Origin of the sequence: Saccharopolyspora cebuensis (genome assembly GCF_039542665.1) — a bacterium.
Taxonomy (GTDB): domain Bacteria; phylum Actinomycetota; class Actinomycetes; order Mycobacteriales; family Pseudonocardiaceae; genus Saccharopolyspora; species Saccharopolyspora cebuensis.
The window spans coordinates 146,011-157,826 of the sequence record NZ_BAABII010000018.1; the positions used below are offsets into that span (position 1 = coordinate 146,011).

General features: G+C 74.1%; 13 protein-coding genes. 11 read left to right on the forward strand and 2 right to left on the reverse strand.

Translation table 11 applies throughout. The annotated features are described in order from the left end of the window. The first annotated feature begins 35 nt into the window (after positions 1-35). The 8 genes from ABD976_RS24955 to ABD976_RS24990 all read left to right on the forward strand — a co-directional run bounded on the left by ABD976_RS24955 (position 36) and on the right by ABD976_RS24990 (position 7,110). Positions 36-704, forward strand: coding sequence for a DUF4232 domain-containing protein (locus ABD976_RS24955; protein WP_345367335.1), 669 nt, complete (start codon positions 36-38; stop codon positions 702-704). Positions 705-768: 64 nt separating this feature from the next. Beyond that, positions 769-1,572, forward strand: coding sequence for an alpha/beta hydrolase (locus tag ABD976_RS24960; RefSeq protein ID WP_345367337.1), 804 nt, complete (start codon positions 769-771; stop codon positions 1,570-1,572). A gap of 454 nt (positions 1,573-2,026) precedes the next feature. Next, positions 2,027-2,371, forward strand: coding sequence for a PRC-barrel domain-containing protein (locus tag ABD976_RS24965; protein ID WP_345367339.1), 345 nt, complete (start codon positions 2,027-2,029; stop codon positions 2,369-2,371). 56 nt (positions 2,372-2,427) lie between these two features. Beyond that, positions 2,428-3,264: a hypothetical protein gene (locus tag ABD976_RS24970; protein ID WP_345367341.1), complete on the forward strand. Its 837-nt coding sequence runs from the start codon at positions 2,428-2,430 to the stop codon at positions 3,262-3,264. A 103-nt stretch (positions 3,265-3,367) separates the two neighbouring features. Next, the gene (locus ABD976_RS24975; RefSeq protein ID WP_345367343.1) at positions 3,368-3,628 is read left to right on the forward strand and encodes a hypothetical protein; all 261 of its coding nucleotides are present in this window, start codon (positions 3,368-3,370) and stop codon (positions 3,626-3,628) included. A 3-nt stretch (positions 3,629-3,631) separates the two neighbouring features. Continuing rightward, positions 3,632-3,883, forward strand: a complete 252-nt coding sequence (locus ABD976_RS24980) for a hypothetical protein (protein WP_345367345.1) — start codon at positions 3,632-3,634, stop codon at positions 3,881-3,883. A 97-nt stretch (positions 3,884-3,980) separates the two neighbouring features. Further along, on the forward strand, positions 3,981-6,743 hold the full coding sequence (locus ABD976_RS24985; protein WP_345367347.1) for an FtsK/SpoIIIE domain-containing protein: 2,763 nt from the start codon (positions 3,981-3,983) through the stop codon (positions 6,741-6,743). After that, positions 6,736-7,110: a hypothetical protein gene (locus tag ABD976_RS24990; RefSeq protein ID WP_345367349.1), complete on the forward strand. Its 375-nt coding sequence runs from the start codon at positions 6,736-6,738 to the stop codon at positions 7,108-7,110. The genes ABD976_RS24985 and ABD976_RS24990 overlap by 8 nt, the downstream gene beginning before the upstream one ends. A gap of 253 nt (positions 7,111-7,363) precedes the next feature. On the opposite strand, the gene ABD976_RS24995 is transcribed toward ABD976_RS24990, so the two are convergent. Together ABD976_RS24995 and ABD976_RS25000 are read right to left on the reverse strand one after the other, a co-directional pair. Continuing rightward, positions 7,364-7,558, reverse strand: a complete 195-nt coding sequence (locus ABD976_RS24995; protein WP_345367351.1) for a DUF397 domain-containing protein — start codon at positions 7,556-7,558, stop codon at positions 7,364-7,366. Further along, on the reverse strand, positions 7,555-8,406 hold the full coding sequence (locus ABD976_RS25000) for a helix-turn-helix domain-containing protein (RefSeq protein WP_345367353.1): 852 nt from the start codon (positions 8,404-8,406) through the stop codon (positions 7,555-7,557). The genes ABD976_RS24995 and ABD976_RS25000 overlap by 4 nt, the downstream gene beginning before the upstream one ends. Positions 8,407-8,597: 191 nt before the next feature. On the opposite strand from ABD976_RS25000, the gene ABD976_RS25005 reads away from it, so the two are divergent. The 3 genes from ABD976_RS25005 to ABD976_RS25015 all read left to right on the forward strand — a co-directional run bounded on the left by ABD976_RS25005 (position 8,598) and on the right by ABD976_RS25015 (position 11,660). Continuing rightward, entirely contained in the window at positions 8,598-9,347 is a 750-nt protein-coding gene (locus tag ABD976_RS25005; RefSeq protein WP_345367355.1) for a GNAT family N-acetyltransferase, read from the forward strand. Between the two features lie 109 nt (positions 9,348-9,456). Further along, entirely contained in the window at positions 9,457-11,001 is a 1,545-nt protein-coding gene (locus ABD976_RS25010) for a glycerol-3-phosphate dehydrogenase/oxidase (protein ID WP_345367357.1), read from the forward strand. Positions 11,002-11,087: 86 nt separating this feature from the next. Next, positions 11,088-11,660, forward strand: coding sequence for a hypothetical protein (locus ABD976_RS25015; protein WP_345367359.1), 573 nt, complete (start codon positions 11,088-11,090; stop codon positions 11,658-11,660). Positions 11,661-11,816: the final 156 nt, after the last annotated feature.

Here is an 11,816-nt window from a genome sequence, read left to right on the forward strand (position 1 = left end):
ATCCCCGCGGGAGCGGGGAAGTGGAGGTGGTCCCGATGACCTCGCGACGTCCGACGATCTCGCGCCGACCGTTCCGGGCCGGCTGGTGCACGACGGGAGCGCTGCTGCTGGCCGCCGCGGTGTCCGGGTGCGGCGCCTCGTCCGGGGAGCTGAGCGGGATGAGCATCCCGCCCGCCGAACCCCCGCCCGCGCCGGAACCGGTGTCGGCGACCGCTCAGCAGCCGGAGATCGGGAGCACCCCGGTCACCGAGGACGACTCGGAGCAGCCGGCCCGCCCCACCGACGAGACCACCCGCTGCCACACCTCGATGCTCAGCGGCACGGTCGAGGAGGGCGACGCGGGCGCCGGTCAGCGCTACGCCGAACTGGTGCTGCGCAACTCCAGCGGGCAGACCTGCACGCTCTACGGCTACGGCGGGCTGGAGCTGATCGGCCAGGACGGCGCGCCGCTGCCGACCGACCTGGAGCGGGTGCCGAACCCGGGCCCGGCGCTGATCACCCTGTCCCCCGGCGAGACCGCCAGCGCCACGCTGCACTGGACGGCCGTGCCGCACGGGGGCGAACCGGTCGACCAGCCGTGCCAGCCCACCCCGGCGCGGCTCGCGGTGATCCCGCCGGACGAGACCGACTCCCTGCGGGTCGACTGGCCGTTCGGCCCGGTCTGCGGCTTCGGCTCGATGGACGGCACCGCCTACCACCAGTGACGGGCGCGGCCCGGTCGGCGGGGAGTGCTGGCCGGGCCGGGCGCGGTGTGCTGGGGTGGACGCCATGAGCGAGGCGACCGAGCAGGAGTTCAGCGTGCCCAGCGGCGAGCTGCGGGTGCGCACCTGGGAGCCGCACGACCCCGCGTGGATCGCGCTGGTCGTGCACGGGTACGGCGAGCACTCCGGCCGGTACGGGTGGGTGGCCGACCAGCTCGTGGCCGCACGCGCGGTGGTGTGCGCGCCGGACCACGTCGGGCACGGGCACTCGCCGGGCGAGCGGGCGCTGATCGAGCACCCGGGGACCGTGCTCGCCGACCTCGACGCGGTGCTCGACCAGGTCGCCGCGCGGCACCCGGGGCTGCCCCTGGTGCTCATCGGGCACTCGATGGGCGGCATGTTCGCGGTCCGCTACGCCCAGCTTCACCGGGACAAGCTGGCCGCCCTGGTGCTGTCGGCCCCGGTGCTGGGCACCTGGCACGTGCTGGACCTGCTGGAGCTGGAGATCATCCCGGAGACGCCGATCGACCCGACCAGCCTGTCCCGCGACCCGCGGGTGGGCGTCGACTACGCGGAGGACCCGCTGGTCTGGCACGGCCCGTTCAAGCGGCCGACGCTGGAGACCGTCGACCGGTGCCTGGAGGACATCGGCATCAGCCCGGCGCTGGGGGTGCCGACGCTGTGGCTGCACGGCGAGGACGACGACCTGGTCCCGGAGGCCGACACCCGGCACGGCATCGACCAGGTGCGCGGCGAGGACTTCTTCGAGCACATCTACCCGGGCGCCCGGCACGAGCTGTTCAACGAGACCAACCGGGCCGAGGTGCTCGAAGACGTAGTGACCTTCGTCGGCAGGGCCCTGAGTAGTTGAGGGTGTCCGTGGTCCCGTTGCTTGGGGGTGCGGGTGGCGGAACCTCAGCGGCCTTCTCGCTCCGGGAGCCGCTCCTCATGTACAAGCGCGTACACAGCGTCGCGGCTGTCCTCGCGAGAAGACCGCTGAGAACCCGCGGCGGTGCAAGCTGCGAGGGTGGGGCAAAGCGGAAGCGGCTCGCGCCGCTTGCCTGACGGTGGTTCTGTTCGGCGCGTGCGTGGGTGCTTCGGCCTTGCCGCTTGCCTGACTGCGGTTCCGCCCTGGCGCGTGCGGGGGCGTGCGGCTTTCCCCTCCGGCTTTCCGCCCTGGAAGCTGAACGGAGCCTGCGGGGGTGGTCAAGGAATACCTCTTCGGGTGAGGCGTGTCGCTTGCGGACTTGCAGGTCAGCGACCTGGGGGGCACGTTGGGGCCAGCGGCGGCTGGTCCGCGACCACGGCGAGCGAACGGGGGGGCCATGAAGGATGTCGAGCGCGCCCAGGACCTGATCGGCACACCGGTCTTCGACCGGGACGGTGACCGGATCGGCCGGGTCGGCAACGTCTACGTCGACGACGTCACCCAGCAGCCCGAATGGGTGACGGTGCGGATGGGGTTGCTCGGCATCCGGGAGACCTTCGTCCCGCTCAACGGTGCCGCCGCCAGCGAGGACCGGCTGGACGTGGGGGTGTCCAAGGCGCGGGTGAAGAGCGCGCCGCGGGTCGACGCCGAGCACGGGCACCTCTCCGACCGGGAGGGCACCAGCCTGTTCGCGCACTACGGCCTCGACGACGCCGACGAGCCGCGCACCGCGGACGCGTAGGGATCACCTGATCAACCCTTCGTGTTCCGGGCTCCGTGCGGGACAATGCTCGCGCGATGGTTGCCCACTCCGAACTCGAACTGCTGATCACCGTCGTCGCCGCGGCCGACGACGAGCGATCCGCGCACGCCGCGTGCGGTCCCCTGGTGGAGCGCGTCGGCGGCCGGATCGTGCAGTCCGGCGACTGCTCCGACGAGGAACCCGGCTGCTGGTCGGTCACGATCGCGCGGGACTGCGCGGGCACCGGCGGGCACGTCGCCGGGCTGTCCCGGGCGGTGCGCAACTTCCTGCGCGAACTCGGTCCCGAGTACGCCCGGCACCACGTGGCCTGCGAGCCGCCGACGGCGTGGACGGTGGTGGAGCACCCGGAGCTCGTCACCGCGCTGGTCCCCGGCGGTGAGCGGATCCTGGTCGAGGCGTGGTCGGACGGGCCGCTGCTGACGCCCGCGCGGCGCGCCGAGCCCGAACCACCCGCCGCTGCGGAATCCGCTCCGGTGCTCGGCGAGCACGACGAGTCCGGCCGACCGCACCCCCGGCTGCGGCTGCGGGTGGAGGTGCGCACCGACCGGCCCGCCGGTGCCGAGTGGCCGGCCCGCGCGCTGGCCGCCCGGTTGTCCCGGACCGCCGAGCTGCTGAGCTCCCGCAGCGCCCCACCGGTGGTCCGGGTGGAGCTGGACCTGGGCCCGGCGGCGGGGGAACCGGCGGAGATCGCGGGCTCGGCCGCGGTGGTGCTGGGCGGCGAGGGCTGGTCGACGCCGGAGCTCGACGAGCGCGGCGCCGTCGTGCGGTGGTCCGCGCGACCGGTTCCGGCCGGCGGGGTGAGCGCCGTCGAGATCGTCGCCGCACGTTCCACAGTGGACGCACCAGCGGTCGCGGCGGGCGGCTCGCCGTGATCGGCCAGCCCGCACCGCCCTGGCTGCGAGCACGGGCGCCGCAGGCGCTAACTTGTTGATCGTTGCACCACCCGTCCCGCGAGCAGCCGGAGGGCCCAGAGACATGGCAGGCGTGGAAGAGGTTCGCGCAGGCATCGCGCTGGCCAACCAGAAGACGACCGAGAGCATCGCCGCGCTGCAACAGGCCGCGATGGGCCTGGAGGAGGCGCAGCAAGCCCTCGCCGAAGCGACCCAGGGCAGCGCGCAGGAGGAGATGCAGCACGCGCACGGATCGCTGGCCGAGGTGATCCAGACCCTCGTCGGCGCGCAGAGCATCCTCAACGCCACGATCGCCTCCACCGAGGGCTACGCGGGGCGGCTGTAACCGGTGTCGGCGCTGGGTGATGTCCTCGAAGCGCTGCGGCTGGTCGAGGAGCGCCTCGACGAGGCCCGCGGCCAGCTCGCCGGGAGCCGGGAACTGCTGGGGCAGGCGGTCACCGCGCTGACCCGGCTGGACCCGGAGAACCCGGAGTCCGTCGTGCCGCCGGGCTACGGCCGCGCGGACGACCAGATCGAGCGATCGCAGGCGGCGATCGAGCAGATCATGGGCACCCTGCGCGATTTCGCCGCCCGTCTGTAACCACCGGAAATCCCGTCAGGTGGCCAGCGGACTGCTCGGACGATCTCCTGGTGGTACTTTGCTCACGGTCCGTGACGAAAAGTCCCCGAGGTGAGGTGTGCGCAAACGCAACGAGCGGCGGGTCCGCATCGAGGCAGCCTTCGACCGCCTGCGCACGAGCATCGCCGCCGCGCTCGGTGCCGCCGAGAACGAGCACGCCCGCGTCGTCGCCGATCGCGCCGAGCAGGAGTTCGCGCTGCGGATCGCCCAGCACGGGGTGGCCGCGGTGCGGCGCGATCCGGCGCAGGTCACCGAGCGGCCCGACGACCCGGCGTTCCGCGCCGCGCTGAACACCGCGCTGCGGGAACGCGAGGAGAACTACGCCGAGTGGACCGAACGGGGCCCGGACGGGATCGGCGCGCTCGTCGACGCCGAAGCCCCCGGCTCGGCGGGCGAGCCGTGGCCGGACTGGCTCGGTCGGGTCGGCTCCGCGCAGACCCCGCCCGGGCTGTGGCGGATCGGCACCGCGACCGTGCCCGACGCCCCCGCCGCGCGCCCGTTCCCCGCCGCCGTCCCGCTGCTCGACGAGTCGCACCTGCGGATCAGCACCGGCGGCGCCTCCGCCGACGTCGCCGAGACCCTGGTGCAGAACCTGCTGCTGCGGCTGCTCAGCCACTTCCAGCCCGGCATGGTCCGGGTCCACGTCTGGGACGTCGCGCAGCTCACCGGCACCTTCCCCGGGCTCTACCCGCTCACCGGCGCCGGCCTGCTCACCGTGCACGACCCGACCCGGCTCGACGAGATGCTGGAAGTGCTGTCCGACCACATCCGGCGCATCCACACCGGGTCACTGCTGGGCGGGCACACCTCGCTGCGGTCGCTGGCCGCCGAGACCGGGCACCGCAGCGAACCGTGGCGGATCGCGGTGCTGCTCGGCAACGGCGAGGCGCTGCGGGAGGAACAGCAGCAGCAGCTCCAGCGGATCGCCCGCAACGGCCTGGCCTGCGGCATCCAGCTCATCGCGGTGGACCTGACGATGACGGTGAACAGCGCCGTCGAATCCATCACGCTGCTCGACGGCGAGCACGCCCGCGCCAGCACGACCGGCCCGGACGCGCTGGTCCGGCTGGACGACGCGCCGCCCGGGCCCGAGATCAGCAAGGCGTCCTCGGCGATCGCGGAGGTCTTCGAGGCCCGGCGCGCCCGGGTCCGCACCTTCGCCGACCTGGTGCCCGACCGGTTGTGGACGCAGCGCTCGACGGCCGGGCTGCACGCGCCGGTCGGCTTCGCCGAAGGCGAGCCGGTGTGGATCGGCCTCGGCGACGCCAGCCCGCACACCCTCATCGGCGGCCCCAGCGGCTCCGGCAAGACGAACTTCCTCTACGGGATGCTGGGCAGCCTCGCCGCCCGGTACTCGCCCGACGAGCTGGAGCTGTACCTGCTCGACTTCAAGGAAGGCGTGTCCTTCGCCCAGTTCACCCCGGGCCGCCGCGACCCGACCTGGCTGCCGCACGCCCAGCTCGTCGGGGTCAACGTCAACGCCGACCGCGAGTTCGGCCTGGCGCTGCTGCGGTTCCTGTCCGCCGAGATGCGCCGGCGCGCCGACATCGCCAAGGAGCACGAGGTCACCAAGCTGGAGGAGCTGCGCGCCGAGGACCCCGACGGGCGCTGGCCCCGGATCGTCGCGGTCATCGACGAGTTCCAGTACCTGTTCGCCGAACGCGACGCCGTGTCCGCGCAGGCCACCACGCTGCTGGAGGACGTCGCCCGGCGCGGCCGGTCGCAGGGCATCCACCTGGTGCTGGCCAGCCAGGACGTCTCGGGCATCGAGGCGTTCTGGGGCAAGCCCGCCATCTTCGAGCAGTTCATCCTCCGGATCGCGCTGCCCAAGGCGCGGCGGGTGCTGGCCGAGACCAACCAGGCCGCGCTGGAGCTGCCGCGCTGGCACGCCGTGGTCAACCACGAATCGGGTGTCAAGCACGGCAACGAGATCGCCCGCGTCCCCGACGCGACCGCCCGCGACACCCTCGACGTGCTCCAGCGCAAGCTCTGGGAACAGCGCGAACCCGGCGCCGCACCACCGCGCCTGTTCGACGGCTCGCACCTGCCGGTGCTCTCCGAGCTCGCCGACTTCACCGCGCTGCGCGCCCCGGCCCGCGCCCCCCGGGTGCTGCTGGGGCAGGTCATCGACGTCGCCGGGACCGCGGCGGCGGTGCGGCTGCCGCAGTCGCCGGGGCGCAACCTCGCGGTGATCGGCTCGGTGCGCGAGGACGCCACCAGCGTGCTCGGCGCCGCCGCGCTGTCCCTGGCCCGCCAGCACGCCCCCGGCGACGCCGAGTTCACCGTGGCCGGGCTGCTCGACGACGCCGCGGCCGATGCCACCGCCACCGCCGAGGCGCTGCGCGCCGCCGGGCACCACGTCGCGCTGATCGGGATGGACGGCATCGCCGCCGCGCTGGCCGACCTCGCCGCCACCGTGCGCGCCCGGACCGCGCCGCGACCGCACTACCTGCTGCTCTACGCCGCCGACGCGGCGCACACCGTGCTGGAGGACAAGCCCGGACCGGGGCAGCCCAGCGGGATGGACCACCTGCGGACCGCGCTCAAGCAGGGCCCGGAGCTCGGCGTGCACGTCCTCGGCTGGTGGCGCAGCGCCCAGCGGGTCAAGACCAGCGTCGGGATGGGGCCGGTCGACGACATCGGCGCGTGGGTCGCCTTCGACGTGCACGGCTCCGAGCTGTCCCCGTTCGCCGCCGGGCAGGTCGTGAGCTGGTCGCCGCGCGCCCGCCGCGGGCTGTTCTTCGACCGCGCGACGCATTCCCGTCCCGAAGTGATCCTGCCGTTCGACCTGGCGGCAGCGCAGGAGGCGACCGATGGCTGAGCAGTCCGCCGCCGCCCGCTACAAGGAGCTGACCGCGCTGGCCACCGCCGCGGGCAAGTTCCAGCGCCGCCACGAGCAGGTCAAGGCCGTCGAGCTCGGCGAGGTCGTGGCCCAGGGCAGGCAGCGCATCGAGGAGTCCGAGGCGCACCGCGACGAGGTCGTCGCCGAGGTGCGCAAGCGGTGGAACGCCGCGATGGAAGCGCTCTGGGACGAACGCTGGTTCCGCGGCGAGGGGATGCCCGCACCGGACCGCGACGCCCCCGCCGCGCCGGGCGAGGAGTCGGTGCGCATGGTCCAGCTCGCGTTCCTCGGCCTGCACGAAGCCCTGGGCAAGACCTCCCGCTTCTCCCGCCGCAACCGACGCTGACCCCGGAACCGACCACCGAGTCGGTTGCGGAGCGGTGCGGGTGCGGAACCTCAGCGGCCTTCTCGCTCCGGGAGCCGCTCCTCATGTACAAGCGCGTACACAGCGTCGCGGCTGTCCTCGCGAGAAGGCCGCTGAGAACCCGCTGCGGTGCAAGCTGCGAGGGTGGGGCAAAGCGGAAGCGGCTTTCGCCGCTTGCCTGACGGTGGCCGGGTTCGGCGCGTGCGTGGGCGGCTTCGGCTTCGCCGGTTGGCTGCTACAACCGGAAACGATCATCACAGACGGCTTTGAGGAATTTTTCCCACTGCTCATCGGAAAGCGCGAGATGCCCGGCCCCGTGGTCCTTGCTGTCGCGCACGGCGGTGCGGTCCCCGAGGCGGCCGACCTCCACGCAGGAGTCGTTCGGGTTCGAGCGGCTCGACTTGTGCCAGACCGGTTCCGGTTCTCTCACGATGCGTGGCTCCTCTCCCACTGCTCGGCGATGCCCTCCATGAGCTCCACCGATTCCTCCGGCTGCAGGGCCGTTCCGTCCATGTTGACGAGCGCTTTGCGATAGGCCTCGACGTCCTTCTGGTCGTAGAGGAACGCGGGGCCCCGGTAGTGCTCCAGGTGCACGATCGGCGCCGCCTTCTCGAATTCGAAGAGGACGAACGATCCGTTGTGCGCCAGCGTCCACCGCTGGCCGCCGCGCGGGATCAGCCGGACGCGGACCTCCCCGCCGCGCGCGACGTCGATCAGGTGCCGGATCTGCCCGCGCATCACGGCGGGGCCGCCGAGCCCTTCGGCGAGCACCCGTTCGGCGATGATCGCCTCCAGCCGTCCGCTGGAGAGCACCGCCGCGCCGCGCGCCATCCGCAGCTCGACCCGGACCTCGCGCTCGTCGCCGGACACGATGGACATCACCTCGTCGGCGTACTCCCTGGTCTGGAGCGGTCCGGGCACCACGAGCGGCGCGACGTGCACGATGCGGTCGGCGGCCCGTTCGAAGGCCGCGATGTTGAGCAGGTGCTTGCGGGGGCCGGAACGGGATTCGGCGGTGTGGGCGCCCAGCGCCCGGCGCCCCAGCGCCATCAGCTCGTCGTATCGGCGGGAATCGATGCTCAGCGCGGTGAGCAGCCGACCGAGGATTTCCTCGGACGGCGTTCGGATGCCCGTTTCGTAGCGGGATACCGCGGCGGGGCCCAGCCCGATGACCGCGGAGAGCGCGCGAACGGTGAACCCGGCTTCGGTGCGGAGCTGGCGCAGTTCAGCACCGAGCAGCCGGGCCTGCGGGGAATGGTGCTCGACATCTCCGGCCATAAGACCAGGATAGGCTGAAATTCGCGGTTCTCGATCACTCGACCGGGGAATTGATCAGCGCAAATCCGGACGCCTTTTTTGATTCCGGAACTACGCGATTCCGCGTCGACACCCGCCGTTCACCTGCGCGCCGCCCGGCCCGGTGTCGGCCCGATGCCGGTCCCGGCGCCGCCGACGCCGATGATCGGGGCATGCGCGAGTTGCCGACCCCCGCCGCCGTGGCCGACGCGACCGAGGACCCCCTGCTCCGCTGGGGAGCCCAGGCGCTCACGCCCGAGCACCCGCACGCCCGCGGGTCCGCGTGGTGCTCGGGCGCGGCGGTGGCCGTGCTGGCGCCCGGGCTCAACCGGGCGGACCGGCTGCTGTTCACCGGGCCCGCCGACGACGCGACCCGGCTGCTGGCCGGGCTGCTGCCGGGGCTCGGTCCCGGCCGGTGGCGACCGATCGCCTCGACCGCCCTGGCGCACCGGGTGGCCGACCGGCTGGAGCTGCCGGTGCGGGGCACCTTCGGCTGGATGGACCTGCGCGCTCCCGCCCCGGCCGATGTCCCCGTCGGCGTGGGCTGGCTGCCCGCCGGGTCCGCCGCGGAGGTGACCGCCCTGCTGCGCACCGCCAACCCCCGCTCGTACCTGTTCCCGGACGATCCCGGCGCGGTGCGCTGGGCCGGGGTGCGCGGCGCGGACGGGACGCTGCTGTCGGTGGGCGCCGACGCCTGGCCCGCCCCGGGCCTGCGCTTCCTCGCGGGCGTGGCGACCCATCCGGCGAGCCGCGGCCAGCATCTGTCCACAATGGTCTGCACGTTCCTGGTCCGGGAGCTGGCCCGGCACGGCGACGTGGCGCTGATGGCCGACGCCGACAACGCCCCGGCGCTGCGGCTGTACCGGGGACTGGGGTTCGAGTACCGGTCGGTCACCGCACTGGCCGTTCCCGAGCCGGCCTGATCAGCACATCGGGTCGCCCGCGGCGCGGCGCGCGACGGATGCCCGCACCGGCTGCGCGGCAGTAGTGTGGGGACATGCGGTCCCACCTGCCGAAGCAAAGCCGACCGCGGTGAGCACCACGCCGCTGCCCGCCGGGTCGCTGCGCGCCACCTCGCTGAACGCCGCGCGTCGCGCCACCGAGCTGTCCACAGTGGCCGACGATGCGGTCGACGTGCTGGTCGTCGGCGGTGGTCTGGTCGGCACCGGTGCGGCGCTGGACGCCGCGGCGCGCGGGCTGTCGGTGGTGCTGCTGGAGGCCGAGGACCTGGCCTGGGGATCGTCGCGCTGGTCCGGCAAGCTGCTCGGCGGCGGGCTGCCCGCCGCCGGGACCTCCGCCGCCCGCGTCCCCGCCGACCTGCGGCACGCCCGGGACCGCGCGGTCGAGCGCCACGTCCTGATGACCCGCACCGCGCCGCACCTGACCCGGACGCTGCCGCTGCTGACCCCGGTCCCGGCGGAGACCTCGCGGCGCACCGAGGCGCTGCGCACCGCGGCCCTGCACGCCGACGACGCGCTGCGTCGCGCCGCGCGCACCCCAGCCGACGTGGTGCCCCCGCCGCGGCGCATCCCGACCGCCGAAGCGCTCGCCCTGGTCCCCGGCCTGCGCACCGCGGACCTGCGCGCCGCGCTGCTCGGCTTCACCGGCCAACTGGTCGACGACGCGCGGCTGGTCGTCGCGCTGGCCCGCACCGCGGCGGCGTTCGGCGCGCGGGTGCTCACCCGGGTGCGGGTGCGGTCGGTCGACGCCGAGGGGGCCGACGCCGTCGACGAGCGCACCGGCGAAGCGCTGCGGGTGCGGGCCCGCTCGGTGATCAACGCCGCCGGCGCCTGGGCCGACCGGCTCGCCGAGGACCTGCGGCTCACCACCCGCCGCAGCGGCCACCTGCTGCTCGACGCCGACGCCGCCGGGCTCGCCGGGACCGGCCTGGTCGCGCCCGGCGGCCTGCTGCTGGTCCCGCGACCGGACGGCACCGCCCTGCTCAGCAGCGCGGAAGGCCCGGCCACCGGCGCCCCGGTCCTCCCGGAGTCCGATGTGGACGACCTGCTCGCCGCGATCAGCGCGGTGCTGTCCCGCCCGGTCGGCCGCGAGCACGTGCTCGGGACCTTCGCCGGGCTCGTCGCCCGCCCCGCCGACCACCCCGGCCCCGGACCGGTGGTGCGGACTTCGCCCGACCGGGTGGTCACCGTGCTCGACGCGGAGCTGACCACCTACCGCAAGGCCGCGGCCGAAGCCGTGGACGCCGCCGTGCGGGCCGCCGCGCTGCCCGCCGGACCGTCCCGCACCACCGCCATCGCGCTGGTCGGCGCGACCGAGCGCCGCCACCTGGCCGAGGTGCCCGCCGACCCGCGGCTGGTCGCGAAGTACGGCACCGAGGCGGCGCGGGTGGCCTCGCTGGCCGAACTCGACCCGGACCTGGCCGAGCGCGTCGCCCCGGACGTCGCGCTCACCGCCGCCGAGGTGCTGTGGGCGGTGCGGCACGAAGCCGCGCTGGACGCCGAGGACGTGCTGGACCGGCGCAGCAGGATCGGCCTCGACCCCACCCGCCGGGACGCCGCCCGGCCCGCGGTGACCGCGCTCGTCGAACGCGCCCTGCACGGGGTGCTCGCGGGGTAGCCGCCGCTAGGAGATGCGTTCACCCCCGGCCGCGGGCAGCATCGACTGCGCGGCGCAGGGGGCGCCGCGCGGAGACGGGGGGATCGATGGTGCGACGGACTTTCGGCGCGGTGGGCGCCTTCGCGGCGGTCGTGGCGCTCGGCGGGACGGCGACGGCGGGGGCGGTCGGCGGCGCGGAGCTCGGTCCGGAGGGGTACCGGACGCTGCAGCTCGGGCAGAGCGAGCAGCAGGCGGTGGCCACCGGGTTGCTTGTGGACCGGCAGCAGCCCGGGGACTGCGTCTTCTACCGGCTGCGCTCCGAGGAAGGCCAGGCCAACCCGGGCAGCGGCGTGTTCATCGACCCGCGGCTCGGCGTGGTGATGATCGGCGGCACCGACCGCATCCGCACGCCCGGGGGCATCGGGTACGGGTCCACCCTCGCCGAGGTCCGCGCCACCTACCCCGACCTGGAACCGGAAGGTCCGACCGGGTTCGTCCACGAGGCCGACGTGCCCGGCCACCACGCCAACGAGTACCGCTTCGCGTTCGGTCCGGACGACCGGGTCACCGACTTCGGCCTGGAAGGTCCGGAGCTCGGGGTGTGCGATTCGGACGGCCCCGACACCGAGGACGTCGACCCGCACGACATCGACACCGACGACCTGCACGACGACGACTGACCGGGCACGCTCCACCACGGACGGTGGCGAATCGGACACTTTTTCGCGTTCGCCCCATCCGCCGGTTCTGACCAGGCACAATGGCGCCGAATCGGACCGAAGGAGCGAGTGTGGGAACCAGCGGGTTGGAGATCGACCGGATCTCCAAGCGCTACG

Bases quoted from the DNA above. Each gene is read 5' to 3' on its own strand.
- ABD976_RS24960 (WP_345367337.1), top strand. From the start codon at position 769: ATGAGCGAGGCGACCGAGCAGGAGTTCAGCGTGCCCAGCGGCGAGCTG.
- ABD976_RS24965 (WP_345367339.1), top strand. From the start codon at position 2,027: ATGAAGGATGTCGAGCGCGCCCAGGACCTGATCGGCACACCGGTCTTC.
- ABD976_RS25015 (WP_345367359.1), top strand. From the start codon at position 11,088: ATGGTGCGACGGACTTTCGGCGCGGTGGGCGCCTTCGCGGCGGTCGTG.
- ABD976_RS24970 (WP_345367341.1), top strand. From the start codon at position 2,428: ATGGTTGCCCACTCCGAACTCGAACTGCTGATCACCGTCGTCGCCGCG.
- ABD976_RS25005 (WP_345367355.1), top strand. From the start codon at position 8,598: ATGCGCGAGTTGCCGACCCCCGCCGCCGTGGCCGACGCGACCGAGGAC.
- ABD976_RS24990 (WP_345367349.1), top strand. From the start codon at position 6,736: ATGGCTGAGCAGTCCGCCGCCGCCCGCTACAAGGAGCTGACCGCGCTG.
- ABD976_RS24975 (WP_345367343.1), top strand. From the start codon at position 3,368: ATGGCAGGCGTGGAAGAGGTTCGCGCAGGCATCGCGCTGGCCAACCAG.
- ABD976_RS24955 (WP_345367335.1), top strand. From the start codon at position 36: ATGACCTCGCGACGTCCGACGATCTCGCGCCGACCGTTCCGGGCCGGC.
- ABD976_RS25000 (WP_345367353.1), bottom strand. From the start codon at position 8,406: ATGGCCGGAGATGTCGAGCACCATTCCCCGCAGGCCCGGCTGCTCGGT.